This window comes from Siphonobacter aquaeclarae (assembly GCF_900103285.1).
Taxonomy (GTDB): Bacteria; Bacteroidota; Bacteroidia; order Cytophagales; family Spirosomataceae; genus Siphonobacter; species Siphonobacter aquaeclarae.
Genome location: NZ_FNGS01000006.1, coordinates 45,308 through 69,971, shown reverse-complemented (window position 1 = coordinate 69,971; position 24,664 = coordinate 45,308). Strand labels below are relative to the sequence as shown.

The window sequence follows — 24,664 nt, the reverse complement described above, 5'->3', positions numbered from 1 at the left end:
CCGACCCTTGTTCCGCCAGACATGTTTTCCTCCGCCCACTTCGACGTATTCTATTACGTCGGCATCGCTGCTGTCGCCATCTACAGCAAGAAACTCCTCATTGACCGGAACCGCCCGCAACCCTGGCCGTGGACCTACCTGATTCTGGGTAGTATTGCCTTGCTGGCGGGCCGTTTGCCGGCCCTTCTCTTCAATCACGAGCTTAGTCCCGACGAAAACCTGATCCTTACCCAAACGCTGACATTGCAGAAAGGATCGGCTGTATTCTGGAAGGATGTCGACGGCAGTACGGCTGGTCCGCTCAACGCCTATTTTCTGCTGATTCTGTCTTACCTGACCGGTTTTTCGGGATTTGTTCTCGGCCGGCTGGCTTCCATGCTGTGTACGTGGGTGTCCTGGATACTGCTGGTACTCATGCTGCGGAAATGGCTGAAGGGGCGGCTGCTTGTTTACCAGCTCGCCATCTTTCCCCTGGGCCTGCTGACCGTGACCCTCTCCCCTTCGCTGGTAGCGTACCGGGCGGACCTGACGGCGCTGGTATTGCTCCAGCTCGGAATGACGCTGGGTGCATACGGCCTGGATAACGGGCGGCAAATGCTTATGCTGCTTTCCGGGGCGATTTTTGCGCTGGTACCGTTTACGCAGCTGTCAACCATACCAGTCACCTGTGCGTCTATTGCCCTGCTCATCAGTCTGGCGCATCGCCGGGGCAACGCTGCGGTACTGATCAGGAGTCTGGCTTCCGGCGGCGGGTTGGCGCTGAGCCTGCTTTTTATCGGTATCTGCCTGTCGCAGGTGGTGGATTCCATGCTGTTTTACTACTTCCGGCGACGGGAGCTTCCACCGTTCTCGCTTCCCTGGAACGAGCCGCATCAGGCGATCGAGCTGCCGTTGTTTCTCGGGATTATGTTGCTCTGGGTCGGGTACCTGCTGACGGCAAGAACACGGATCACCCGACCCGACCTGCTTGTCTGGGTACTGATGACCGGCGCGTTGCTGTATAGTCTTTCTTCGGGGACAAGCCGTTTTCTGCTGCTCATCTATCCGCTGACCTGGCTGGTTGCGTGGCTGAGCGAAACCCGGCAGCGTCTGGCACCGATGCCGCTCGCATTTAGTTTTCTGTCGGGCGTGGTCTGGCTGCTCTGTGGGCTGTATGCCACACTTTCCCAGCATCGGTTGACGGTGTACGACGAGGCCCTCGCCGTCGCCGGTTCCCGGCAGCAGGACGAAATAACCATGCTGCTGGTACATCTGGCACGTCCGGATTCCCGGCTGGTGGTATGGGGTCAGGCCAATGCGCTTCACGTACTCAGCCAGTTGCCGCAGGGCACCCGGGAAAATCAGGTGGAATTTCTCCTTTCCCGCTCCCGGAAACTCCTCGCGGAGTCCCGGAGAAGATACCTTTCAGATCTGGTACGAAACCGGCCCGATCTTTTTGTAGACTACTCCGGCGCGTTGTCAAAGGCCTCGGATATCGGGCAGAAGTTTCCTGAATTATACCATTATTTGCAGAAGAATTACGAGCAGGTTGCGGAGATTGCCGGGGTCCATATCTACCGCCTCCGCGTCCTGGCTTCCGGACCAGAAAAGTTATTACCCTATGAATCAGGGAGCTGACATAAAAATCGGGATTATCAATGTCTCAGACCGGGCAAGTGCCGGAATCTACGAAGACATCCCCGGAAAAGCCATCCTTGCCACGCTTGGCGAGTACCTCAAAAATCACTGGACGCCGGTGTACCGGGTTGTGCCCGACGAGCAGGACCTGATTGCACAGACCTTGATAGAACTGGCAGACCAGGAAGGATGCTGCCTGGTAGTTACTTCCGGCGGTACCGGCCCCGCGCCCAGGGACGTCACACCCGAGGCGACCGAAGCCGTCTGCCGCAAAATGATGCCCGGCTTCGGCGAGCTTATGCGGCAGGTCAGTCTCCAGTATGTACCGACTGCGATTTTGTCAAGACAGACGGCAGGTATTCGTGGTTCCTGCCTGATTATCAACCTGCCCGGAAAGCCCTCGGCGATCCGGCAATGCCTGGATGCCGTATTTCCGGCGGTTCCCTATTGCATCGACCTCATCGGCGGGCCGTATCTGGAAACCGACGAAGCCGTTATTTCCGCTTTCCGGCCCAAATCGAGCTGATCATTCTATATAAAAACAGAAGAGGCTGTCCCTTGCAGAAAGAGACAGCCTCTCGTTTTTTCAGGACAGACTACAGGCGGCTGTTCCGTTCCTTGCTCTGATCTTTCCGATCGCTATCCTTGCCTTGCTGCGGCTTGGACTGTCCGGATTGCTGAGCCTGGCGCTTCGAGTCCTGATCATTTTTCTGATGGCCGGAGCCTTGCTGATGGCCACCTTGGTTCTGTTGCTTTTGCATGATTGAAAGAGGTTTTGATTTCAGTACCGGTCGGTTTCACCGGCACTGATACTGCTAAAAAATCCATTCCAGAACAGGCACTTCAGTACGACGGAGCGTGCTGACCCTCAGCGATTTCCTCAATCATTTTCTCGTTGAAGGCAGGGAGGTCATCCGGACGTCTGCTGGTGACCAGACCGTTGTCCGTCACTACTTCTTCATCTACCCATTCTGCCCCGGCATTGTAGAGATCTGTCCGCAGAGATGGGTAAGAAGTGAGTCGTCTTCCCTCCACCACATCCGCTTCGATCAGCAATGCCGGCGCGTGGCAGATCGCGGCAACGGGCTTGGCATTTTCGAAGAAATGCTCCACAAACGCAACCGCTTCGGGAATCTGCCGCAGGGCGTCGGGGTTCATGACGCCGCCGGGCAGCATCAGGGCGTCGAATTCAAGCGGATCGGCGTTTTCGAGCGGCAGATCCACTGCGAACGAATCGCCCCAGTTGGTGTGGTCCCAGGCTCTCACGTCCTCTTTCCGGGGCGCAATCAGCACGGTTTGCGCGCCGGCATCGATCAATGCCTGCCGGGGATCCGTCATTTCGATCTGCTCGAAACCGTCGGTCACCAGAATCGCTACTTTCTTTCCTTGCAGTTTCTGTTCCATAGCCAAAAAGAAAATGGTTTTCCTTTTCCGGGAAAACGCCGTTCCTGCGCCGGCGACCGGGCGTAATCTGCCCGATTTTCCTCTTCCGCCCCGGCCCCGCCACGCGCCGTTCCCGAAAAACCCCGGGCCGGCGTAGGGGCTGACATTCTGCCGTTTGTCTGCAAAAACACGACCGAATCACCGTTTTTACCGACTGAATCTGTTAAAAAACCAACCAACGCCGTGGAAATGTCATTATCCCGAAGTATTCAACCATATTTGTATACCCCATTACTTAATACCACCACCTTTATGTCCCGTGTCCTTTCGTTGTCCGAAGGATGGCTTGTTCTGTTTATGCTTTTGTGCGCGCTGCCCGTCGCCGGACAGTACGAATTCAAGGGTCGTGTAACAGACGCTGCAACCGGAGAACCTATCCCTTTTGCCAGCGTGGCGCTTCGCGGGAAGGCCATCGGCACTACTGCCAATTTTGACGGTTATTTTGTGCTGAAAGCGAGGGAAACGAGCGATTCGCTGGTGTGTACTTACCTGGGATACAAGCGGAAAGCAAAGGCCGTCTCAGCAGAAACAGGGATACAGGAAATACACCTGCAGCTCGAGGCAGGAGCTTCCCAACTGCGGGAAGTAGTGGTACGATCAGGCGAAAACCCGGCGTATGACATCATCCGGAAAGTTCGGAAAACGCGGGACCGGTTTGACCGGAACCAGCTCGATGCCTACGAGTACGACAGCTACACCAAGACAGAAATCGATATCGACAACCTATCCGACAGTTTCCGCAAGCGGAAGGTGGTCCGGAAGATCAACGAAGCCCTCGAAAAGGCCGACAAACTCGCCGGCGAAGACGGAAAGCCCCTCCTGCCGACATTTGTCTCCGAGACCTTTTCCCGGTTTTACTACCGGAGTCAGCCCGAACGGAAAAAGGAACGCATCCTGCATACCTACGTGCAGGGCGTGGGGGTGAAAGACGGCTCCTTTGTTTCCCAGCTCATCGGCGGGAACTTCCTCCAGAGTTTCAATTTCTACCATAACTTCATCACGTTTCTGGGGAAAGACCTGGTTTCACCCATCGGGGAAAACTGGAAGGGTTCGTACGACTATTTTCTGGCGGATACCGTCGTCATCGATCAGGACGTCTGCTATGAAATCGAATTTGAGCCGCGCCGCTCTCAGGACCTGGCCTTCCGCGGAAAACTATGGATCGATACCACACTTCACGCACTGCGGGAAATCGAAGCGACCATCGGGAAAGAAGCCAACCTGAATTACATCGAGCAACTGAAAATCTCGCAGGAGCTCGGCCCGGTAGCCGGCCCGAAGGGAGAAATAAGCGCGTGGCTGCCGATGCGGACGCGGTTTCTGGTAGACATCGAACAACTCACCAAAAACTCCGCCGGGATGCTGGCCAAATTCCAGATTTCGAACCGGAATTTCGTCCTGAACAAACCCAAAGAGCCGGACTTCTACAACCCGGCCCTGGAAGTGGCGGAAGATGCCCGCGACAATACCCCCGAATTCTGGGAAAAACACCGGCCGGAAGTACTGACGAAAGAAGATCAGATTGCGCGGCACCTCATCGATACCGTCAAAAACCTGCCTGTTGTACGGACGTATGTCGACATCGCCGAACTTGCCACCACCGGCTGGAAAAAGTATGAAGGCATTGAGTTCGGCCCCTACCTCTACAGTTTCGCCTGGAACAGGATCGAAGGGCTGCGCCTGCGCCTGGGTTTCCGGACGAATCCCCATTTCAGCAAACACTGGATATTCCGGGGGCACGTGGCCTATGGTACGCTCGATAACCGCCTGAAATACAGCGGAGAAATGAACTACCTCTTCTCCCGGAAGCGGTGGACTGTTGCCGGTCTGAGGTACTACCACGACATCGAACGCATCGGCCTCACGCCCGACATGATCGGGGATAACAAGCTATTCTATGCCTTCACCCGCTTCGGGCAAGCGCGTGGCGCGTACATGCAGACCGACCAGGAAGTATTCGTCAAATCGGATATCATCAAAAACCTGACGGTTTCCGGCTCCTTCACTACCCGGGAATATGAGCCGCAGTTTACCTTTTTCTATAAGACGGCGCCGGAAATGGGCGAAAACTCCCCCCGGTTGACCAATTTCCATGATACGTTTGTCACCCTCGAAGCCCGCTACGCCAAAAACGAGCAGTACCTGATGGACGGTAACGAACGCGTCACGCTGGGTACCAAACGGATTCCGGTCCTGTCCCTGCGGTATACCCGGGGTATCCGGGGGCTGCTCAACGGCCGGTTCAACTACCACCGGTTCCAGCTTTCGGCCTACCAGACGCTCCGGATGGGGACGCTCGGGCGGTCGAACTACCGGTTTACGGCCGGGTATACGCCGTCTACCGTTCCGCCGATGCTGCTCTTCCCCCACCTCGGCAACCCGACGGGGCTCTTCAACCGGAATGCCTATAACCTGCTGGATTTCTTTGAATATGTGTCGGACCGGTATGTGTCGATGCAGTATTTCCATTCGTTCGACGGGCTGCTGACCAACCGGCTGCCGCTCGTCCGGAAGTGGAAGCTCCGGACGTTTGCGCTGGCGAACGTACTGGTGGGTGAGCAAAGCGCATCCAACCAGAACCTGGTCGACAAACTGAAAATTCCGCAGCGGACGCACTACGAATACAGTTCGCTCGATCCGTCCAAGCCGTATGTCGAAGTCGGATATGGCGTGGAAAACATCTTCCGGATCTTCCGGGTGACAGCCCTGCACCGCCTCACGTACAGGGATATCGGGGGCCGGGATTTTGCCATTAAAGCCAGCGTACATTTCAGCTTCTGAAAAGGAACCTTCACGTTCTCTTTTTCCTTCTCCTGAAAAATATTCCGTTATTTTTTTAAATAAACAAACGTTCATTTATATATTCGTCCCCGAAATGAGACCAAAGGACGAACAGAAAGAACGCGCTATCCGGCAGAAAGCCATCGAAATGATTGCCGAGCAGGGGTTGGACGGGCTGAGTATGCAGAAGCTGGCGAAGTCGGCAGGGGTGTCACCGGCGACGCTGTACATCTACTACAAGGACCGGGACGACCTCATCGTGCAGGTATGTGTAGAAGAAACCCTGAGAATGTTCCGGGCGACGCTGGAGAATTTTGATCCGCAGATGTCGTTCGGTGACGGCCTCCGGATTCAGTGGCTGAACCGGGCACGTTTCTGTATGGCCAACAAGTGGTCGGTAGCGTTCACCGAACAAATCCGGCACTCTCCCTACCACAGCCGCGCCATGGAGCTGATCGGGACGGAGATGTCTGACGTTCTCGGCCAGTTTGTACGGAACAATGTCGTACGTGGGGAACTGGTCCGTATGCCGTTTGAAGCGTACTGGTCTATTGCCTTTTCGCCTTTGTATCAACTCATTAAGTTTCACTTTCAGGGGCGCAGTTTTCCGAACCACGAGCCGTTTGTCCTGACTGAAGAGTTGCTCCTTCAGACAATGCAGCTGGTCCTGAAAGCCCTGACTCCCTGAGTAACAGCCGTCGTCATGCATATCGGTACCCATGCGCTCGACATCCTCGTTTTCAAAACCTCTGTTCACTCGCCCTCGGACGTGGTCCGGCTGGAAGACCTCCTGGAAACGGACGACCGGATTCTCCGGTGGAACGTCGACCTGGAAGATGTTGACAAAGTCCTCCGGATCGTGTCTAATACCCTGACCGCTCCCGACGTCATCCGTCTGCTGGGAGCCAAAGGATTCACCTGCGAGGAACTTCCCGACTGATTTTATAGCTACATACTCTGTCATGAATTCACCTGAAACGTCCAGAGCCTTCACGAAGTACGAAGCTTTTGTGATCGCCATCCTGGCCATTCTCCAGTTCAGCATCATCCTCGATTTTATGGTGCTCTCGCCCCTCGGGGCCATTCTGATGCCGTCGCTGCATATTTCTCCCCAGCAATTTGGCTGGGTTGTGTCAGCGTATGCGTTCAGCGCCGGCGCGTCCGGACTGCTCGCAGCGGGTTTTGCCGACAAGTTCGACCGGAAAAAACTGCTGCTGTTTTTCTACGCCGGGTTTATCGTCGGTACGTTTTTCTGTAGTATCGCGGATACGTATACGTTTCTGCTCTTTTCCCGGATTTTTACGGGAATATTCGGCGGCGTGATCGGATCTATCTGTGCGGCGATCATCACCGACCTGTTTCCGCTTGCGATGCGGGGCCGGGTGATGGGCTTTGTGCAGATGGCCTTTGCCAGCAGTCAGGTACTCGGCATTCCGATCGGGCTCTACCTGGCCAATCATTTCGGCTGGCATGCACCGTTTTCCATGATCGTGATCCTGAGTGCGATTGTCGCGGTTCTGATTTTCGTACGTCTCAAGCCCATTGACGGCCACCTGAAACTTAACCAGGACCACAACGCGTTCGAGCACCTCGGCAGGACGCTCTCCCAGCCGAATTACCTGCTGGCTTTTTCGGCGACTACCCTCCTGGCAATGGGCGGCTATATGCTGATGCCCTTTGCGAGTGCGTTCAGCATTCACAACCTGGGGATTCCGTTCGAGAAACTGCCGATGATCTACATCATTACCGGTATCAGTTCGATGATTGCGGGACCGCTGATCGGGAAGTACTCGGACGTCGTCGGAAAGTACCGGCTTTTTGTGATCGGCTCTGTTTTGTCGATGATTATGACGGGTATTTACGGGAACCTCGGCATCACGCCTATTCTCACTGTCATTGGCATTAATATCCTGTTGTTCATGGGCATTACGTCGCGGATTATTTCCTCCTCCGCACTGATGACAGCCGTACCCCAGCCGAAAGACCGGGGCGCCTTCATGAGTATCAACTCCTCGGTACAGCAGATCGCCGGCGGTATCGGCTCGGCTGTGGCCGGCTTCATCGTCGTCGAAACACCCGGTGGCAAGCTTGAACAGTATGATACCCTGAGTTATGTCGTCATCGGCGGGATGATCATTGGTATTGGCATGATGTATCTCGTCAACCGCATGGTTCAGCGGACGCTCGCCCAGAAACCGGCGAATGTTCCTGCCTGATCTTTCTTCCCCGAAGGCCGGCCGTTGTGCCGGCCTTTTTTTATGTCTTTGGTGGAAGAAATGCCGGCAAATCCGGATTTTTACACCATGAAATTCCAACTGAACGGCCGGATCTGGATCGAAGGAGACGAACGCTTCATCGGCATCGGCCGGTGGGAACTGCTGACGCACATCCGGGAAACAGGCTCGCTTTCGGCCTCCGCCAAAGCGATGGGCATGTCGTACAAGCGGGCCTGGGACCTTGTCCAGTCCATGAACAAACAAGCGCCGGAACCGCTTGTCGTCACCCAGACCGGCGGCGAAAAAGGCGGTGGCAGTGTCCTGAGTGCGGAAGGGCTCCGGTGGCTGGAGCGGTACGGTGAGCTGCACCGTCGTTTCCGGCATTTTCTGGAAACCGAATGCGCGGACCTTTTGCCGTAATTTCCGGGATACTGAGTTGAAAGAAAGGTCTTTCCGCTATTCCTTTAAAAAGCCTCTTCTCCTCATGAAAAAATGGGCCATTTGCCTGCTGTTTCCGCTGCAGGCCTGGGCACAGCAGCCGTATGCGGCGCGCGTCGATCAGCTGCGGCAAGCTATCCAGCAGGTATTCTATCAACCGGCTACCGGTCTTTACCTCGAAACCAACGATCCCAAACACAACGAAAAGCCCGTCTCCTACCTCTGGCCGCTCTGTGCCCTGATTCAGGCTGCCACGGAAGCCGAGCAGATTCAGCCGTCGCTGCACTACATGCCGACGGTTCTGAACGCTATTGAACAGTACCGGAACGACGCGCCGCCTGCGTCCGGCTACCAGGCCTATATTGCCAAAGCCGGGAAAGACACCCGCTTTTACGATGATAATCAATGGGTTGCCATAGCCGCGCTCGACGCCTACCGGCGTACGAAAAAGCCGGAATACCTGGAACTCGGCGAGCGTATTTACCGCTTCATGATGACCGGCTACGACGAGCAGGCCGGCGGTGGTATTTACTGGAAGGAGGACGACAAAACCACCAAGAACACCTGTTCCAACGGCCCGGGCGTGCTGGTTGCCCTGCAGTTGTATGAACTGACGAAAAAGCCGGAGTACCTCACCGTCGCCCGGAAAATCTATACCTGGACGCACGATCGCCTCCGCGCGCCGGACGGTCTTTATTACGATGCCCTCAAGCTCCCGAAAATGACCATCGATTCGGCCCGGTATACCTACAATACGGGTACCATGCTGCAATCGGCCGCTATTTTGTACCGGCTGACGGGCGAAAAGGCCTATCTCACAGAAGCTCAGACGATTGCCAAAGCAAGCGAAGCATACTTTTTCCGGAAGGGTCGTTTTCCGGACCACCATTGGTTCAACGCCGTGCTCCTTCGCGGGTACATCGAACTATACCATATTGATCATAACCGGGCGTTTATCGCGTTGTTCGAGAAAGACCTGAACCGTATCTGGGCAGAGGAGCGGGATCCCGCCACCAATCTGATCGGCAAAAAAGCCCGGAAGACCCTCATCGATCAGGCCGCTGTCATGGAGATGTTTGCACGGCTGGAACAGTTGAAGTAGTATATCGACAGGATGAGAGCCGCCGGAATTCCGGCGGCTCTTTTTCTTTCAACTGGTACTTACATCGCGAGTCCTTCGATCCACTTCCGCGCCGTTTCGGGATCGGTGAAGAACCGCTCCCGCGGGCTGCTGAATTCGGCTTCGTACCGGTCGATCTTGGTATCATCCTGGTGCACATGTGCTGCTCCGGTACAACGGATGCCGCGAGTATAGCGGATTTCAAGCCCTTTGGCTTCTTCCGCAAACAGGTCGACATAGCCTACTTTCCAGCCGTAGGTAGCCAGGGTAGCCGGCACAATTGTCCGGAACCGTTTGTGAGCATCCAGGTCTGTTGCCTTGAAACCGTAGAGGTTAATGAAGATTTTGAAGGACGTATCGTCCGGGATTTCCGCGAGGGCCTGGTGAAGGGAATCTTCCCAGTATTCGACTTCGGCGCGGGTAATATCCCCGCTGATGTGCGTGACGAGCAGCTGCTGCTCGGACAGCCAGTATGATTCGGTAATGTTCGGCATGGAAAAACGGTTTTCGGGGAAGCAACCGGCCGTTTTTCCGTTTTGTTCGGGCGTTTTCCGCGAGTTGTGCCAAATGCAGGCTGAACTGTCAGAAGTGCTCCCCGGCCCGGAAAACCCATTCCGGCGCGTCGTTGATGGTTTGCCGGAGGAGGAGATTCAGCTGCGCGGCATGGTGCTGGGTATGCCGGAGGTTGTAGAGGAGTATTTCGTGTCGGGAATAGTTCATGGAACCGGAGGAGTTGATCCAGCGGGCGGTCAACCCTTCGTTCGTCAGACCGGAAATCTGCGCGTAGCAATGGCGACGGCTCTTATCGAGGTAGTCCAGCAGCTCCTCTTGCGTATAAATACGGTCGGGCATGCGGTCTTCAAACTCCGATTCGTCGAAAGGCAGCGGTGGCGTGAACGACGGCGGGTCTTCCGCCAGGTAATAATCCAGAAAAAACAGGCAGTGAAAGGCGTGATACCAGAACTGGTTGGTTTCCCAATGCTCGCCGGGGCACCGCCGGATGGCATTTTCAAGCATGTCGATCGCAGCGCCCAGCTGGTTTCGGAGACCTTCCTTGAGGATGTCGAGCATACGGAATTAGGGTTGATTCATCAGGATTCGTTCGATTTCCAAGTGTTCTTTTTTCCGCGCCCAGGCCAGCGGAGTGGCCCGGGGAGCGCCCAATTTCTCCGGATCGGCTCCAGTTTTGTGACCCCATCGGGCTGCCATTTTTTCAGCCGGAAACGATCTATTCTGCGAACTGAGATAATATCTCCGGGAAGCTCGCCGCACCACCGACCCCGAAGGGGTCAAACGCCAGTAACCCCGGGCTGCGCCCGGGGATTCCAGCTCGGGGATTCCAGCCCAGGGATTCCAGCCCAGGGATTCCAGCTCGGAGATTCCAGCCCGGAGATTCCAGCTCGGGTACCTGCTTCGGCACCAGCTTCGGGCAGATCCCCGGGTATCTACCCAGGGTTAATAACCTTCGACCCCTCCGGGGTCATCTGCCGATACTATATCCCTTTCCCCTCCACATATGCCTTGAACCGCTCCAGTACCTTCTGGCAAAATTCCTTTTGCAGTTCCGGCGGGGTATCCGCTTCTGGTTCAAACTGTTCGGTCACGATGGTGCGCTTGCCATCGGAGGCAAAACGGATGAACGATTTCCGTCCGTCAGCGAGCGTGAGGGTAATCAACTCCTGAAACTCAATCCGGTCGTACCGGCCGCGGTAGTCAAAACCCTCACTGCCGTCTTTCGTTTCCATGCGGTAAAAAAATGCGCCTCCCGGACGAAGGTCGTTCTCGGCACGGGGCGTATGCCAGTGGTCGAACGGAATGTTCCACTCCCGGATCGCCTCCGGGCTGGTCCATGCCAGCCAGGCTACATCGATCGGTTGCCGCACCGTTACTTCCGCCCGCAATGTCTCTTTTGCCACGACAGGTAACAGCCTGTAATTCATCACAATCTCTCCATTTGGAAACTTTTTGAGCATCGTCAGCGCCAGCCGCGTCGTTTCGGAAGACGCCGGAAACAGCGGAATTCCCTCTCCAAACAACACCGGATTGATGAATATCCACAGCTCATCGATCAAGCTTTTACTCAAAAGGTAGCGGGTGACACTAGGGCTGCCGAACAACAGAATATCCCCTGCCGTCGAAGCCTTCAGCTGACGGACGTGTGCGGCGCAATCCCTCGGGAAGGTCTCCGTGCCTTCCGGAGAACCGGAATCCGTTACCACCACTTTCCGCACCCGGTTATACCAGTTGGAATAGCTAATTTCTTCCTGAGTAGCACCCGGAAGATCCTTCGCGCCGGGCCAGTGTGTATCAAGGAGTTCGAAGGAATTCCGGCCGAACAATCCGACATCCGCCGTATCAGTCAGTTCGTTGACAAACGCCAGGTTTTCAGCTCCGGACGGAAAAGCACTGAGATCGCCGCCGGGCCGGGCAACGAATCCATCGAGGGAAAGGTGGACAACAGATTTGAGGGTTCCCATGACTTACAGGTTGGAAATACTCCCGCTTCGCAGGAGGTCGTCAAAATGAATGGAATACGCCGGTGTCCAAAGATGGAAATTTGTCGCTCCCAAAAATAGTGCGACTACCCCGACGACCCTCTTCCAACGAAAAAAGGCGGGTCTCCCCGCCTTTCTCCCTGCTAAAAATTTCTTACTGAGGAATGACATCAAACGTCAGGTAATCCCCGGTCTTCACGGTTACACCCTGAGCAGCAGCCAGTTGTACGATCGCCGTAACGAACGTCGACTGCGCGTTCAAGTCGATGGTATACTTGAAAGAAGCAGCCGTCGAAGAAACCGAATTGACCGTATACACCACCTTGGCGCCGTTGGAAGCCGTCAGGGTCAGGGTCTTGTTGTCCGAAGACAACGCCCAGGTACCGGTCGTCGTCGTTCCTTCGGTGTCATTGCTGGAATAGGTGCCATCGGATTTCAGCGATACGGAGAAGTTCTTGAACTTGTCGTACAGGTTGGTCGACGCGCCCCGGGTGTAAACGGTAATGGAAATACCGCTGGCATTACCGGCCACTTTCGAAGCGATCCAGGTCTTGGTCAGCAGGGTTTTGGTGTCGGCTGAGGGATTTTTGTCGTCGTCCTTTTTGCAACCGGTTACAAAGGCGAACAGGACGAGCAGCGCAAGCAAACTTTTTTTCATATCTGGCTATTGGTTCAAAACAGGGGAATAACGTTGTAAAATTAGTTTTTCGTTTGATTCGGACGTGAATTTTAATGGGCTTCGAGCCAGTTGGCGCCCACTCCCATGCCGGTATCCATCTTCACCGACAGCGGCAGGGCATGAATCATCAGGTCGTTGACGCGTTCTTTCAGGTAGTCGATTTCCGACCGGTGTGCATCGAAGACCAATTCATCATGCACGGTGAGAATCATGCGGGATTTCAGTTTCTCGTTCCGCATAAACTCCTGCACTTTTACCATCGCTACTTTCATGATATCCGCCGCGGAGCCCTGAATAGGCGCATTGATGGCGTTTCGTTCGGCATAGCCGCGGTCGGTAATATTCGCCGAGTTGATATTCGGCAGGTACCTCCGGCGACCGAGTACTGTCTCGGCATAGCCCAGGTCACGGGCACGGAGAATACTATCATCCATGTACCGCTTGACAGCCGGAAACTCCCGGAAGTAGTTATCAATCAGCTCTTTGGCCTCTGTCCGGGATACTTCCACCTGCTGGGACAGCCCGAAAGCCGATACCCCGTAGATGATCCCGAAGTTGACCGTCTTCGCTTTCCGCCGCATATCCGACGTCACCTGATCGATGGGTACGTTGAATACTTTGCTCGCCGTAGCCTTGTGGACGTCCTCGCCCCGGTTAAACGCCTCCATCATACTGGCATCTCCCGAAAAAGCCGCCATAATCCGAAGCTCGATCTGGGAATAGTCAGCTGACAGAATCACGTGCTCCTCATCCCGGGGAATAAACGCCCGGCGGATTTCCCGCCCGCGTTCGGTCCGGATCGGAATATTCTGAAGGTTCGGGTTGTTGGAAGATAACCGGCCCGTCGCCGTCACGGCCTGGTTAAAGCTCGTATGCAGGCGACCCGTACGGGGCGATACCAGCGTCGGCAGCGCATCGACATAGGTCGACTTCAGTTTCAGAAACTCCCGAAAATCAAGAATTTTCCGAACGATTTCATGTTTCGACTCCAACGTCACGAGTACCTCTTCCCCGGTCATGTACTGCCCGGTTTTGGTCTTCTTGGCTTTGGGATCGAGTTGTAGTTTCTCGAACAAAATCTCACCGAGTTGTTTCGGGGACGAGATATTGAACTCCGTACCCGCCAGCTCCCAGGCCTTTTGCTGGGTTTCACGCAGGTCGTTGTCGAGTTTGGCCGACAAGTCGCGGAGGAAGTCTACATCAAGTCTTACTCCTTCCAGCTCTACTTCCGAAAGCACACGCGCCAGCGGCATTTCCACGTCTTCAAACAGACGGACAAGCTTGTCGTTCTGAGCCAGAATCGGGTTCAGCCGGCGATGCAACTGGAAGGTGATATCGGCGTCTTCCGCCGAGTATTCCTTGACTTTTTCAAGGTCGGCATCCCGCATATTCCCCTGCGTTTTACCCTTCTTTCCGATCAGTTCCTCGATCGAAACGGGCGTATAATGCAGGTATGTTTCCGCCAGAATATCCATGTTATGCCGCTTCTCCGGCTCGATGAGGTAGTGGGCCAGCATGGTATCGTACAGCTTTCCTTTTACCTCGATGCCGTAGTGCGACAACACCGTTAGGTCATACTTGATATTCTGCGCGATTTTTTCGATCGATTCGTTCTCGAATACCATCCGGAACTCCTCTACAATCGCCTGAGCCTGCTCCCGGTTTTCGGGAACGGGAACATAAAAGCCCTCTCCCTTCCGGTAAGAAAAAGCCAGGCCGAGCAGGTCCGCTTCCACCGCCGATACGTCCGTCGTCTCGGTATCGAAACAGATGATTTCCTGGAGGTTGAGAAAATGTGCAAGGGAGCGGCGCAACTCAGGCGTATCGACCAGCCGGTAGTCGTGCAGGGTATCGTGAATGGTACGCTTGCCGCCGGTTTCCGTTTCCTCCGCTACTTCGACAACCACGGCTACTTCAACCGCTCCTCCGCCGAAAAGATCCATCTGCCCGGCGGGTTTCGGCTTGGCGGCTTTGGGTGCGACGGGCGCCGCTACACCGGGCTCGTCACCCAGCAAACGACGGCGAAGCGTCCGGAACTCCAGTTCGTCGAGCAAGGCCGAGAGCATTTCCCGGTTCGGTTCGCAGAGTTCAAGTTCTGTTTCGACAAAATCGATCGGAACATTTTGCTCAATAACCGCCAGTTCCTTCGACAAGAGCCCCTGCTCAGCGAAATTCCGGACGTTTTCGCCCAGTTTTCCCTTCAACTGATCGGCATTGGCGATGAGGTTTTCGACCGATCCGTATTCATTGATGAGTTTGACGGCCGTTTTCTCACCGACTCCGGGAATACCGGGGATATTATCCACCGCATCGCCCATGAGTCCCAGAATATCCACGACCTGGTGTACGTCGGAGATACCCCACCGGTCGCATACCTCCTTCGGCCCCATGATCTCGACGTCTTTGCCGAGAAAAGCCGGTTTATAGAGTTTGATATGTTCTTCGACGAGCTGCCCGTAGTCTTTGTCGGGTGTCATCATGTATACTTCGAAGGAATTGGAAGCCTTTTTGGCAAGCGTTCCGATGACGTCGTCAGCCTCATACCCGTCGAGCTGAAGTACCGGAATACACAGAGCTTCGCAAAGGCGTTTCACATACGGAATCGCCGTGGTAATATCCTCAGGCTGTTCCTGGCGCTGGGCCTTGTAGAGTTCGTAGCGGACATGCCGGAAGGTAGGCTTCGGCGTATCAAAGGCCACCCCGAGGTGCGTGGGGTTTTCTTTCTTCAGCAGTTCCAGCAGGGTATTCGTAAAGCCGAATACAGCGCTGGTATTCAAACCGGTCGAGGTAATCCGCGGAGTTTTCGCAAACGCAAAGTGGGCTCTGTAAATCAGGGCCATCGCGTCCAGGAGGAATAATTTTTTCATGCAGCCGCAACGTTTCTTGGGCGCAAGATAGTGGTTGAAACCAAGGTTTCGGTTATTCCTCCGACTCCGGCAGGTAAATAAAAAGCCGGGGTCTGCAACCATTCCGGGCCGGTTTGGGGTTACGGATTCCACAACCCGTTTTGTATGTCACTCCGTCTCCTTGCCGTTTCCGGCAGCCTTCGTTCCCGGTCGGTGAACCAGGACATTTTGCAGTACCTCCACTCCGTTTCTGCAGACCGCGTTTCGTGGGATTTTTACGACGAACTGGACCAGCTTCCGGCTTTCAACCCCGACGTCACGGAAGATCCGGAGGCTGTTGCGCGCTGGAAAGACCGCCTGGCGAAGGCCGACGGTGTCGTCATCTGCTCACCCGAATATGTTTTTGCCATGCCCGGCGCACTGAAAAATGCGCTGGACTGGACCGTCTCGGGTATGGTTTGGGACGGGAAGCCGACGTTTCCGGTCACGGCATCTTTATCAGGTGAAAAAGCGCATGAATCGTTATTGCTCGTTCTCCGTACCCTCGGAGCATCGATTACAGAAGACAGACTTATTCCCAACGCGCGCACGACCTGGGAGGGGCAGCAGGTAGAGCTGAAAGAAATGATGGAGCGGTTCCTTTCTACCCTCAACCAATCCTGAAAATTTTGTCTGTGTATTCTGTGAAGTCTGTGAGCAATTTTTATTTTTCTCACAGACTTCACAGAATACACAGACAAAAAAAGGTCGACCCGCGATAACTGCGGGCCGACCGGTAATGAAAGCAAACGAAACGATCCTACTCAGCCTTGACCTCGCTCAGCCTGGCTGCCGCACACGTTCCACAACCTTTCGCACATCCTCCCTCCTTCCGCAGGCTGAACTGGCGCCGGATTTTGTTACCCATCCAGGCAACGGCTCCGACAAACAAGATTCCGATAACGACCGTTTCCATTATTTTTTTACTTTGGTACATAAACGCCTACAAACGGCGTAATGTTTCATTGATTCCAGCTTTCTGCAATCATTCCCATCAATTCCTTGTGAATCAAGGTATTGGAAGAAATAATTTCTCCGCCAAAGAGGTAATTATCTCCCCCCTGAAAATCAGTCACCTGGCCGCCGGCTTCTTCTACCAGTAACACGCCCGCTGCCATGTCCCAACTGTTGAGGTTATACTCAAAATAGCCTTCAAACCAGCCGCGGGCGGTATAGGCCAAATCAAGCGCGGCGGAACCGATCCGGCGGAAACCGTGTGATTCCCGCGTGATTTTCTGAATCATGGACATGTACGCTTCCGTCTTCTGGTTTTGCCGGCTCGGAAATCCGCAGGCCAGCAGGCTGTGCTGTACCGCCGATACCTTCGAAACAGCCAGGCGCTCGCGATTCATCCAGGCGCCGCCGTTTTTCCAGGTGAAGAACATTTCGTCCCGGAAAGGCTCATAGATCACGCCGGAAATAATCTTCCCTCCCTGCATCAATCCGATACTGGTGCAGAACTGCGGATAGGCATGGAGGAAATTGGTGGTGCCGTCGAGTGGATCGATGACCCAAACAAATTCTTCATCCTTCGCCTGTTCCACCGTTCCTTCTTCGGTGATAAAGCCTGAACCGGGAATGAGCCGGGACAGTCCTTCGACGAGGCGGGCTTCCGTTTCCTTGTCGACATACGAAACGAGATTGAAATTCTCTCCGTATTTGTGTTCGATTTTGGAAGGATCAAAGCTCTTCAGCTCGTTGAGCATAAACTCGCCGGCTGACCGGGCCAGTTGATTGACGTCCTGGGTTAGTTTTTCAAGATTCATAGAAAAGAAGCCGCTCCCGGGGAGCCGTTATTGAATACCGTAATGCTTGCGTGAGGCCAGTACGCGGTACCGGCCGAACAGCGTAATCATGAGAAAGACGAGTCCGCACGTACCCTGCCACAGAATAATGTAAATCATCAGGCCGACGGCCAGAAAAACCATCGCCGCGATAAAGTAATAGGAAACCCATTTCAACCGGCGCTTCAGCAGCGCCAGTGCCACGATATTACCCGGATTGAATACAAACAGGCTGTAATTCAGATCGGTAATGCCATGCTTGGTACCAAACCAAAGCAATAGCTGAATGACGCCGATAACACCCGTCAGTGCCAGGAGGAACCGGTCAAACGCGCCACCGGCCCGCAGGCTTTTCTTCCGTAGGATGACATACACCAGCGGCGACGCCATTACGATCCAGAAGACGGCCTTCCACAGAAAGCCCGTTGTTTCCGGCTTTGCCTCGAATAATACCGTTGTTTTTCCCACCAGTTTAGCGCTGGTACCGTTGGCCCGGCGGACGGTCGCATGCTCCATCAGCCGGAATAGGTTGTCGGGAATATAGGTCGACTCACCCAGGGTAGTTACCTTATCAATCGGGTACCCAAGGAGGAAATTCAGCCCCAGTTTGGACCAGGGGCTTTCGGCGAGGTAATCATTCATCCATGAGCGGTACGATTTCCCCAGCAGAAAGACATCGGTTGAGTCCAGGCGGATACTGTCGCCCGCGGCTTCCAGTATTTTGTCCCGCGGGCGGGTCGAGCAGTTATCGTAATACGGCCGGTACTGATAGGTATTATTTTCCGGGAGGGCGTTGATTTCCAGGATCTGATAGAGCTTTTGCTTCTGAGCCGGAGACAGGTTCAGTTCCTGTTCGGTGACTTTCCGGTTTTCCGACTTCCAGTATTCGAGCTGGCTGTATTGAGGATCGGGGTAGTCGAGCGGAGAGACGGACAACTTATAAGGCAGGTTTCCCCGGAGAAAATTCCAGTAAAAACCCGACGCACGGAAGTCGAACGTCCCGTAGTTATACACCCGGTCTACACCCAGAAGCGGGTCGTAGATCCAGATTGCCGTATGGCCGAAAAAGGTGTAGATATAATTCCCCGGTCCTACCGTAATCAGGCTGGTCTTTGCCTGCGGGCTGAGTTGCTGCGCATGTAATCCGGCCGGTAACAGGAAGAAAAACAGGAGGAAAAGACGGCGAAAAGACATAAATCAATGTTTGACGTCAAAGGTAGAAGTTTCCCTATTCCGAACCGGCCACGATCACGACAAATTCTCCCTTGACTTTATCTGCATGGGCTATCATATGGGTAACCACTTCCTGAAGCGTGCCGCGTAGGGTTTCTTCAAACAGCTTGGTCAGCTCGCGGGAGACCGATACCTGCCGGTCCGGACCGAGTACCTCGATAAGCTGCTCCAGCATCTTGACTACGCGGTGGGGCGATTCATAGAAAATCATGGTACGCTCCTCTCCTGCCAATGCTTTGAGGCGGGTTTGCCGGCCTTTTTTCTGGGGAAGAAACCCTTCGAAGGTAAAACGGTCGGTCGGCAGCCCGGAATTAACCAGCGCCGGGACAAAGGCCGTCGCCCCCGGCAGGCATTCCACTTCCAGTCCGTTTTTGAGGCATTCCCGCACCAGCAGAAAACCCGGATCGGAGATACCAGGGGTACCGGCATCCGACACCAAAGCCAGTGTTTTCCCGGATTGCAGCATTTTCACTACCCCGGCTACAGAAGCGTGCTCATTGTGCGCGTGATGCGCCATCAGCGGTTTCTGAATACCCAGGTGTTTGAGGAGATTGCCGGAGGTACGGGTGTCTTCGGCCAGGATGGCGTCGACCGATTGCAGTACTTTGACGGCACGCAGGGTTATGTCGTCCAGGTTACCGATGGGCGTAGGTACAAGGTATAATTTCATGCATTCAGGCGTTTCAGAGCAGCTTATCGATGGCGGCGGCAAGGCGACGGTCTTTGTGTGTCACGATGTTGCCGGCGTCGTGGGTCGACAGGGCGATCCGGACCTTGTTCCAGACATTGGACCATTCCGGATGGTGGTCTGCTTTTTCGGCCAGGAGCGCTACCCGTGTCATGAAGGCAAAAGCTTCTGAAAAGTCCCGGAATTGGAACTCCCGCACCAGTTTATTGTCTTTTTCTTCCCACATGGTCGTGCTGTTTTACAGAAGCAAACTTACTCGGTCCGGCTCCCAATGGAAAGGAGGTGGCCTGATTTTTTACCCATCACTTTCGGAAAGAGCCCTTTCTCTTCACATCCGATCACTTAAAAAACCGACAGCCATGGACGAATACATGACGGAAACCGAGGCACTCGCCGATCTGGCCGCCCGGGGATACAACGAAAACTTCAGCGTCGAGAACGGCGCGCTCAGCCTGGCTACGCTTGGCCTTATCCTCCATCCGGAAGACTTTGAAGTAGTAGAAGCCTACCGGTTTGAAGGGGAATCCAACCCGTCCGATATGTCGGTGGTATATGCCATCGAGTCCAAAGGCGGGCACAAGGGCGTCCTGATGATGGCCTACGGAACCTACTCCGAAGCCCTCTCGGCCGACCTGATTCAGAAACTGGATATGCGGAAGGGGGCGGCGGCGCAGTAGCGAGGTTAGCAATAGGCTTTAAGCTATAGGCTTTAAGCAATAAGCAGAAGGCGATAGATACGAAACGCTCGCGTTCCACCTATCGCCTTCTGCTTTTATACATGCCTGGGTCCGCGCTATGGCTTACTGCCTATAGCTTAAAGCCTATTGCCAACCTCCCTCGTCACGCCGCTATCTCTTCATCCGAATGAACCTTATTCAGGTCAAGCTCGCCCTCCCATTTCGAGATGACGGCGGTGGCGACGGCGTTACCCACTACAGAGGTAGCGGAGCGGCCCATGTCCAGTATCTGGTCGATGCCGAGCAGCAGCGCCAGACCTTCGATCGGCAGGTCAAACATGGTCATGGTACCGGCGATGATAACGAGCGACGCGCGCGGCACGCCCGCAATGCCTTTGCTCGACAGCATCAGCGTCGCCAGCATCGTGATTTGCTGCACGGCAGAAAGATCCTTTCCGTAGGCCTGGGCGATAAATGCTGTGGCAAAGGTCATGTACATCATCGAGCCGTCGAGGTTGAAGGAATACCCCAGCGGGAGTACGAAGCTGATGATCTTCTCCGAGCAACCGAATTTCTTCAGCGCTTCAATGGTCTGCGGCATGGACGCTTCGGAGCTGGCCGTACTGAAAGTCAGCAGCGTAGGGTCCTTGATGAGTGACAGCAGTTTGAAGTACGGAATCTTATTGACGAGGCAGATCACCCAAAGGACGACGAAAACAAAGAACGCCAGTCCCAAAAAGAAACTGAAAATCAGGTACGCATACCCCACAAAAATACCGAGTCCCTGCGTCGCTACCACCGCGGCAATCGCCCCGAAAACCCCGTACGGCGCAAAGCCCATCACATACGAAACGATCTTGAACATCACGTGCGATACGGCGTCCAGGGCTTTCACCACGACTTTTCCGGTATCGCCGATCGCGGCGGTGGCAATTCCGAAGAAAATGGCAAACACGACAATCTGCAGGATTTCGTTGGCCGCCATCGACTCGATGATACTCTGCGGGAAAATATGGTAAAGGAAGGATTCGAGGGAAAATTTCTTGGCCTCAATGCCCGTGTCGGTACCGTTGGCAGGCAGCGGTAACTGCATGACTTTGCCCGGCTTGAGGATATTGACGGCGGCCAGTCCCGTCAAAAGAGAGAGAATCGTCGCAAAAAGAAAGTAACCGAGGGTTTTTCCGCCGATACGGCCAACAAGCTTGAAATCTCCCAGCTTGGCAATCCCGACCACCAGCATGGAAAATACCAGCGGGCCGATGATCATTTTAATCATGCGGAGAAAGACCTTGCTGAGCAGCTGAAGGTTCTTGCTCCACGTGTTGAGCGTTTCCTGATCGGCCGGGCTGTCATAGGCGGTGTGGACAACGTAGCCGACAATAACGCCGAGAATCAGGCCGATAAAGATTCGCCAGGTAATGGTAAGTTTCATAGAAAAGGGATAGTAACGATGAAGTAGTTACGGCCGTCGGGGGTTAAAGATACGTCGGAGAATCGGCAGTACCAGAATCAGGAGTCAGGTATCTTTCGACCAGAAGGCTGTGATCAGGGAGTATTTTCATCTTCTTCTTTGAAAGTAGGCGGCTTTCCCGTAGAATTGATATGTCTGACAAAAACCTGTTTCAACCACTAAAATCTATTCTGTTTATGGAGCCAAAACTCCCTCTCGAAGAGGCCATGGAAGGCTTTTTCCTGAAATCACTTCCGGCCTTTCCCCCGAATGCGAAAGACCTGATCGTCCAGATCCTGCCCTGGCTCGCCCTGATCGGCGGAGTGATCGGACTATGGGCCATCCTCGTTGCGCTCGGCCTGACGGCTACCGCGAGCATCTTTGTCGCTTCTGGTATCGGGCTTGTATCCGGCGTGCTTTCCCTTTTTGCCAGTGCAGTCACGACGATTCTGAACCTGATGGCGTTTTCGCCACTGCGTGCCAATCAGCGCAGGGGTTGGAACCTCCTCTATTACGCGGTACTGATCAACATCGCTTTCGCTGTCGTATCCGGCTTGTTTTCCCTTCCATATTCGATTGTAGGTATCTTTTTCGCCATCATCGTAGCCGGTGTAGAATTCTGGATTCTCTTTCAGGTACGGGAACGCTACAATTGAGTACTTCTTTATTCGACTACGCCCGATGGTATGTGCCGTCGGGCGTAGTTATTTCGGGCCATTTATCCGGAATTTCTATCGCTGGTGCAGAAAATAGCCGGCATTCCCGGTTTCCGATTAGTTTTGAACATTCATCAACCTCGCACAGCATTGGCCGATTTCCTGCTTGAAGCCCGTGATGTGGTCAAACGGTACGCTACCCACACCGCTCTCGACCGCGTTTCCCTGACCATTCCGCACGGCAGTATTTTTGGATTGCTGGGACCGAATGGCGCCGGTAAAACCTCGCTTATCCGGATCATCAATCAGATTACAGCTCCGGATGAAGGCGAAGTACTCCTCAATGGCGAGCCACTCCAGCCCCGGCACATTGCCCATATCGGGTACCTGCCGGAAGAGCGCGGCCTCTACAAAAAGATGAAAGTGGGCGATCAGCTCATTTACCTCGCCCGGCTCAAGGGCCTGTCGCAGCGGGATGCCACCGAGCGACTGAAACAATGGTTCATCAAACTGGATATCCGCGATTGGTGGGATAAAAAAGTGGAAGACCTGTCGAAAGGTATGGCGCAGAAGTGTCAGTTTATCGCGACGATCGTCCACGAACCCAGTCTGATTATTCTTGACGAGCCTTTTTCCGGCTTCGACCCGATCAACGCCAATCTGCTGAAGGACGAAATCCTTGAGCTCAAGCAAAAAGGCGCAACGATCATTTTTTCGACCCACCGCATGGAGTCGGTCGAAGAGCTCTGTGACGAAATCGCGCTCATCAACCGTTCGAAGGTTGTCCTCCGGGGTGAAAAACGCGCCATCAAGCGGCAATTCATGGACAATACGTACACAGTCATGTACCGGGGCGAAGTCTCGTTACCAGCTGTGTATGAAGAGATTCCGGTCGACCGCCCCGAACCCGGCGTATCCCGCGTCCGGATCCGGATCGGGGAAGGCGGGTCGCTGCCCGAGCTGATCAACCTGCTCAACAGCCAGGCCGAAATCCGGTATTTCTCGGAAAATGTGCCTTCGTTCAACGATATCTTTATCCGCGTCGTCGGAGAATCTGCCACCGAAGCCCTGCTTCCTTAACCGCTTTTCAGACGTATGAATAAAATTTTCCTCATCATCCAGCGGGAATACATGACCCGCGTCAGGAAGCGGTCGTTCTGGATCACGACGATCATTACCCCCCTGCTGATCACGGCGATCTACGCCGTTCCGGCACTGCTGTATTTCGCCGGCAGCGATACCAAGACAGTCGAAATCATTGACGAAACCGGCCTCTTCTCCAGCAAATTCAAAAGCGGAAAAGACTACCAGTTCCGTTTCATCAAGGATCCCCTTGCCAAAGCCAAAACCGACCTGAAAACCAATGGGGTATCGGCGTTGGTGCATATTCCGTCAACCATCGTAGACCGGCCGAACGGGCTCGAAATCTTCTCCGAAAAATCCGTCAGCCTGGGTTTGCAGGGAGACATTGAGGAAATCGTGCAGGCCGAGGTACGGAATCAGCGGCTGAAACGGGCCGGGATTGACGTGCAGATCATCGAAGACAACCGCGTCAACGTTAACGCGGAGACGTTCAGCCTGGGCGACGGCGCCGAGAAATCCAGTAACTCCGGCGTCGCGATGGGCATCGGGTATGCTGTAGCGCTGTTGCTGTACATGATCGTCTTCATTTCCGGTTCCCAGGTCATGAACGGCGTAATCGAGGAAAAAACCAACCGCATCATCGAGGTAATTGTTTCGTCGGTTCGCCCGATTGAGCTGATGCTGGGTAAAATCATCGGCGTCGGATTGGTCGGACTGACTCAGTTTGTGCTCTGGATAGTCCTGACCGTATCGATCTCCACAGTTACCTCGTCTGTGTTCAAAGCAAAACTCGAAGCCAAAGCCCGCACCGAGCTGTCGAGCAAGGCGAGCCGGCAGCAGGTAGACGCCGCCGTCAAGCAAATGAGCGAATCCGGCCCCGGCGCGAAGGTCATGGGTATCATGGACTCCGTTCAGAGCCTTCCCTGGGTAAAGCTGCTGACGCTTTTTCTGTTTTATTACCTCGGCGGATACCTCTTCTACAGCTCGCTGTTTGCGGCGGTAGGTTCGGCGGTGGAAAGTCCGCAGGAGGCGCAGCAGCTGATGTTTCCCATTACCATTCCGCTGATTCTGAGCATCATGATGATGTCTTTTGTGATCAGTGAACCCGATAGCAAAGTGGCATTCTGGGCGTCCGTCATTCCGTTTACCTCTCCGGTCAACATGATGGCCCGCCTTCCGTTCGGCGTACCCTGGTGGGAAATCCTGCTGTCGATGGCCGTACTCGTCCTCGGCTTCCTGTTTACGACCTGGCTGGCCGCACGTATTTACCGGGTAGGTATTCTGATGTACGGCAAGAAGGTTACGCTCAAAGAACTCTCCAAGTGGGTTTTCTACAAGCCCTGACGAGCGGGAAGGTACCCGGATTGTTTACATAAAAACCGGGAATATCCGAATAGGGTTAACAAGTTTTAACGCCTC

26 protein-coding genes are annotated in these 24,664 nt (G+C 54.4%); 13 read left to right on the top strand and 13 right to left on the bottom strand.

Features of this window, described 5'->3' with window-relative positions:
- Positions 1-21 precede the first annotated feature (21 nt).
- Both BLR09_RS16170 and mog read left to right on the top strand, forming a co-directional pair.
- Complete coding sequence (locus tag BLR09_RS16170; protein WP_093204455.1) at positions 22-1,617, top strand: hypothetical protein; 1,596 nt, start codon at positions 22-24, stop codon at positions 1,615-1,617.
- Entirely contained in the window at positions 1,601-2,143 is a 543-nt protein-coding gene (gene mog / locus BLR09_RS16165; RefSeq protein WP_093204453.1) for a molybdopterin adenylyltransferase, read from the top strand. The genes BLR09_RS16170 and mog overlap by 17 nt, the downstream gene beginning before the upstream one ends.
- A gap of 70 nt (positions 2,144-2,213) precedes the next feature.
- Here mog and BLR09_RS25535 read toward each other — a convergent pair whose 3' ends face one another.
- Positions 2,214-2,378, bottom strand: a complete 165-nt coding sequence (locus tag BLR09_RS25535) for a hypothetical protein (RefSeq protein WP_176785576.1) — start codon at positions 2,376-2,378, stop codon at positions 2,214-2,216.
- Positions 2,379-2,460: 82 nt separating this feature from the next.
- Positions 2,461-3,021 (bottom strand): type 1 glutamine amidotransferase domain-containing protein, encoded by a 561-nt coding sequence (locus tag BLR09_RS16160; RefSeq protein ID WP_394331411.1) that lies wholly within the window; start codon positions 3,019-3,021, stop codon positions 2,461-2,463.
- A 291-nt stretch (positions 3,022-3,312) separates the two neighbouring features.
- Between BLR09_RS16160 and BLR09_RS16155 the strand changes: the two genes are divergently transcribed.
- The 6 genes from BLR09_RS16155 (at position 3,313) to BLR09_RS16130 (ending at position 9,597) form a co-directional block, all read left to right on the top strand.
- Positions 3,313-5,841, top strand: a complete 2,529-nt coding sequence (locus BLR09_RS16155; protein ID WP_176785575.1) for a DUF5686 and carboxypeptidase-like regulatory domain-containing protein — start codon at positions 3,313-3,315, stop codon at positions 5,839-5,841.
- Positions 5,842-5,935: 94 nt separating this feature from the next.
- Positions 5,936-6,529: a TetR/AcrR family transcriptional regulator gene (locus tag BLR09_RS16150; protein ID WP_093204446.1), complete on the top strand. Its 594-nt coding sequence runs from the start codon at positions 5,936-5,938 to the stop codon at positions 6,527-6,529.
- Positions 6,530-6,544: 15 nt separating this feature from the next.
- On the top strand, positions 6,545-6,781 hold the full coding sequence (locus tag BLR09_RS16145) for a hypothetical protein (protein WP_093204443.1): 237 nt from the start codon (positions 6,545-6,547) through the stop codon (positions 6,779-6,781).
- A 22-nt stretch (positions 6,782-6,803) separates the two neighbouring features.
- The gene (locus BLR09_RS16140; protein ID WP_093204441.1) at positions 6,804-8,057 is read left to right on the top strand and encodes an MFS transporter; all 1,254 of its coding nucleotides are present in this window, start codon (positions 6,804-6,806) and stop codon (positions 8,055-8,057) included.
- A gap of 87 nt (positions 8,058-8,144) precedes the next feature.
- Positions 8,145-8,477 (top strand): winged helix-turn-helix domain-containing protein, encoded by a 333-nt coding sequence (locus BLR09_RS16135; RefSeq protein WP_093205315.1) that lies wholly within the window; start codon positions 8,145-8,147, stop codon positions 8,475-8,477.
- 64 nt (positions 8,478-8,541) lie between these two features.
- Positions 8,542-9,597 (top strand): glycoside hydrolase family 76 protein, encoded by a 1,056-nt coding sequence (locus BLR09_RS16130; RefSeq protein WP_093205312.1) that lies wholly within the window; start codon positions 8,542-8,544, stop codon positions 9,595-9,597.
- Positions 9,598-9,656: 59 nt separating this feature from the next.
- Here the strand turns inward: BLR09_RS16130 and BLR09_RS16125 are convergent, their stop codons facing one another.
- The 5 genes from BLR09_RS16125 to polA all read right to left on the bottom strand — a co-directional run bounded on the left by BLR09_RS16125 (position 9,657) and on the right by polA (position 15,656).
- Entirely contained in the window at positions 9,657-10,109 is a 453-nt protein-coding gene (locus BLR09_RS16125; RefSeq protein WP_093204438.1) for a hypothetical protein, read from the bottom strand.
- 88 nt (positions 10,110-10,197) lie between these two features.
- Positions 10,198-10,686 carry a DinB family protein gene (locus tag BLR09_RS16120; protein WP_093204436.1) on the bottom strand — a complete coding sequence of 163 codons (489 nt, stop codon included), beginning with the start codon at positions 10,684-10,686 and terminating at the stop codon, positions 10,198-10,200.
- A 422-nt stretch (positions 10,687-11,108) separates the two neighbouring features.
- Positions 11,109-12,092, bottom strand: coding sequence for a dihydrofolate reductase family protein (locus BLR09_RS16115; protein ID WP_093204433.1), 984 nt, complete (start codon positions 12,090-12,092; stop codon positions 11,109-11,111).
- A gap of 172 nt (positions 12,093-12,264) precedes the next feature.
- Positions 12,265-12,768: a DUF5004 domain-containing protein gene (locus BLR09_RS16110; RefSeq protein WP_093204431.1), complete on the bottom strand. Its 504-nt coding sequence runs from the start codon at positions 12,766-12,768 to the stop codon at positions 12,265-12,267.
- A gap of 71 nt (positions 12,769-12,839) precedes the next feature.
- A complete protein-coding gene (polA, locus tag BLR09_RS16105; RefSeq protein ID WP_093204428.1) occupies positions 12,840-15,656 on the bottom strand; it encodes a DNA polymerase I in 2,817 nt (938 codons plus the stop codon).
- 144 nt (positions 15,657-15,800) lie between these two features.
- On the opposite strand from polA, the gene BLR09_RS16100 reads away from it, so the two are divergent.
- Positions 15,801-16,298, top strand: coding sequence for an NADPH-dependent FMN reductase (locus tag BLR09_RS16100; protein WP_093204426.1), 498 nt, complete (start codon positions 15,801-15,803; stop codon positions 16,296-16,298).
- A 136-nt stretch (positions 16,299-16,434) separates the two neighbouring features.
- On the opposite strand, the gene BLR09_RS16095 is transcribed toward BLR09_RS16100, so the two are convergent.
- Genes BLR09_RS16095 through BLR09_RS16075 form a run of 5 tightly spaced genes read right to left on the bottom strand, consistent with a single transcriptional unit; the run spans position 16,435 to position 19,605 of the window.
- Positions 16,435-16,590, bottom strand: coding sequence for a FeoB-associated Cys-rich membrane protein (locus BLR09_RS16095; protein ID WP_143011118.1), 156 nt, complete (start codon positions 16,588-16,590; stop codon positions 16,435-16,437).
- A 46-nt stretch (positions 16,591-16,636) separates the two neighbouring features.
- Entirely contained in the window at positions 16,637-17,440 is an 804-nt protein-coding gene (locus BLR09_RS16090; protein WP_093204421.1) for an inositol monophosphatase family protein, read from the bottom strand.
- A gap of 27 nt (positions 17,441-17,467) precedes the next feature.
- A complete protein-coding gene (locus BLR09_RS16085) occupies positions 17,468-18,652 on the bottom strand; it encodes a lipoprotein N-acyltransferase Lnb domain-containing protein (RefSeq protein WP_093204418.1) in 1,185 nt (394 codons plus the stop codon).
- A 34-nt stretch (positions 18,653-18,686) separates the two neighbouring features.
- On the bottom strand, positions 18,687-19,361 hold the full coding sequence (gene rsmI / locus BLR09_RS16080; protein ID WP_093204416.1) for a 16S rRNA (cytidine(1402)-2'-O)-methyltransferase: 675 nt from the start codon (positions 19,359-19,361) through the stop codon (positions 18,687-18,689).
- Positions 19,362-19,374: 13 nt separating this feature from the next.
- On the bottom strand, positions 19,375-19,605 hold the full coding sequence (locus BLR09_RS16075) for a 4a-hydroxytetrahydrobiopterin dehydratase (RefSeq protein ID WP_093204413.1): 231 nt from the start codon (positions 19,603-19,605) through the stop codon (positions 19,375-19,377).
- 133 nt (positions 19,606-19,738) lie between these two features.
- Here BLR09_RS16075 and BLR09_RS16070 point away from each other — a divergent pair, with 133 nt between their 5' ends.
- A complete protein-coding gene (locus BLR09_RS16070; RefSeq protein ID WP_093204411.1) occupies positions 19,739-20,056 on the top strand; it encodes a hypothetical protein in 318 nt (105 codons plus the stop codon).
- Between the two features lie 163 nt (positions 20,057-20,219).
- Here BLR09_RS16070 and BLR09_RS16065 read toward each other — a convergent pair whose 3' ends face one another.
- A complete protein-coding gene (locus tag BLR09_RS16065) occupies positions 20,220-21,488 on the bottom strand; it encodes a dicarboxylate/amino acid:cation symporter (RefSeq protein WP_093204409.1) in 1,269 nt (422 codons plus the stop codon).
- A 215-nt stretch (positions 21,489-21,703) separates the two neighbouring features.
- On the opposite strand from BLR09_RS16065, the gene BLR09_RS16060 reads away from it, so the two are divergent.
- The 3 genes from BLR09_RS16060 (at position 21,704) to BLR09_RS16050 (ending at position 24,589) form a co-directional block, all read left to right on the top strand.
- Positions 21,704-22,162 (top strand): hypothetical protein, encoded by a 459-nt coding sequence (locus BLR09_RS16060; RefSeq protein ID WP_093204407.1) that lies wholly within the window; start codon positions 21,704-21,706, stop codon positions 22,160-22,162.
- A gap of 150 nt (positions 22,163-22,312) precedes the next feature.
- The gene (locus tag BLR09_RS16055; RefSeq protein ID WP_093204405.1) at positions 22,313-23,242 is read left to right on the top strand and encodes an ABC transporter ATP-binding protein; all 930 of its coding nucleotides are present in this window, start codon (positions 22,313-22,315) and stop codon (positions 23,240-23,242) included.
- A 15-nt stretch (positions 23,243-23,257) separates the two neighbouring features.
- Complete coding sequence (locus tag BLR09_RS16050; protein WP_093204402.1) at positions 23,258-24,589, top strand: ABC transporter permease; 1,332 nt, start codon at positions 23,258-23,260, stop codon at positions 24,587-24,589.
- Positions 24,590-24,664: the final 75 nt, after the last annotated feature.

Coding starts and splice junctions, on each gene's coding strand:
- BLR09_RS16170 (WP_093204455.1), top strand. CDS start 22: ATGTTTTCCTCCGCCCACTTCGACGTATTCTATTACGTCGGCATCGCT.
- mog (WP_093204453.1), top strand. CDS start 1,601: ATGAATCAGGGAGCTGACATAAAAATCGGGATTATCAATGTCTCAGAC.
- BLR09_RS25535 (WP_176785576.1), bottom strand. CDS start 2,378: ATGCAAAAGCAACAGAACCAAGGTGGCCATCAGCAAGGCTCCGGCCAT.
- BLR09_RS16160 (WP_394331411.1), bottom strand. CDS start 3,021: ATGGAACAGAAACTGCAAGGAAAGAAAGTAGCGATTCTGGTGACCGAC.
- BLR09_RS16155 (WP_176785575.1), top strand. CDS start 3,313: ATGTCCCGTGTCCTTTCGTTGTCCGAAGGATGGCTTGTTCTGTTTATG.
- BLR09_RS16150 (WP_093204446.1), top strand. CDS start 5,936: ATGAGACCAAAGGACGAACAGAAAGAACGCGCTATCCGGCAGAAAGCC.
- BLR09_RS16145 (WP_093204443.1), top strand. CDS start 6,545: ATGCATATCGGTACCCATGCGCTCGACATCCTCGTTTTCAAAACCTCT.
- BLR09_RS16140 (WP_093204441.1), top strand. CDS start 6,804: ATGAATTCACCTGAAACGTCCAGAGCCTTCACGAAGTACGAAGCTTTT.
- BLR09_RS16135 (WP_093205315.1), top strand. CDS start 8,145: ATGAAATTCCAACTGAACGGCCGGATCTGGATCGAAGGAGACGAACGC.
- BLR09_RS16130 (WP_093205312.1), top strand. CDS start 8,542: ATGAAAAAATGGGCCATTTGCCTGCTGTTTCCGCTGCAGGCCTGGGCA.
- BLR09_RS16125 (WP_093204438.1), bottom strand. CDS start 10,109: ATGCCGAACATTACCGAATCATACTGGCTGTCCGAGCAGCAGCTGCTC.
- BLR09_RS16120 (WP_093204436.1), bottom strand. CDS start 10,686: ATGCTCGACATCCTCAAGGAAGGTCTCCGAAACCAGCTGGGCGCTGCG.
- BLR09_RS16115 (WP_093204433.1), bottom strand. CDS start 12,092: ATGGGAACCCTCAAATCTGTTGTCCACCTTTCCCTCGATGGATTCGTT.
- BLR09_RS16110 (WP_093204431.1), bottom strand. CDS start 12,768: ATGAAAAAAAGTTTGCTTGCGCTGCTCGTCCTGTTCGCCTTTGTAACC.
- polA (WP_093204428.1), bottom strand. CDS start 15,656: ATGAAAAAATTATTCCTCCTGGACGCGATGGCCCTGATTTACAGAGCC.
- BLR09_RS16100 (WP_093204426.1), top strand. CDS start 15,801: ATGTCACTCCGTCTCCTTGCCGTTTCCGGCAGCCTTCGTTCCCGGTCG.
- BLR09_RS16095 (WP_143011118.1), bottom strand. CDS start 16,590: ATGGAAACGGTCGTTATCGGAATCTTGTTTGTCGGAGCCGTTGCCTGG.
- BLR09_RS16090 (WP_093204421.1), bottom strand. CDS start 17,440: ATGAATCTTGAAAAACTAACCCAGGACGTCAATCAACTGGCCCGGTCA.
- BLR09_RS16085 (WP_093204418.1), bottom strand. CDS start 18,652: ATGTCTTTTCGCCGTCTTTTCCTCCTGTTTTTCTTCCTGTTACCGGCC.
- rsmI (WP_093204416.1), bottom strand. CDS start 19,361: ATGAAATTATACCTTGTACCTACGCCCATCGGTAACCTGGACGACATA.
- BLR09_RS16075 (WP_093204413.1), bottom strand. CDS start 19,605: ATGTGGGAAGAAAAAGACAATAAACTGGTGCGGGAGTTCCAATTCCGG.
- BLR09_RS16070 (WP_093204411.1), top strand. CDS start 19,739: ATGGACGAATACATGACGGAAACCGAGGCACTCGCCGATCTGGCCGCC.
- BLR09_RS16065 (WP_093204409.1), bottom strand. CDS start 21,488: ATGAAACTTACCATTACCTGGCGAATCTTTATCGGCCTGATTCTCGGC.
- BLR09_RS16060 (WP_093204407.1), top strand. CDS start 21,704: ATGGAGCCAAAACTCCCTCTCGAAGAGGCCATGGAAGGCTTTTTCCTG.
- BLR09_RS16050 (WP_093204402.1), top strand. CDS start 23,258: ATGAATAAAATTTTCCTCATCATCCAGCGGGAATACATGACCCGCGTC.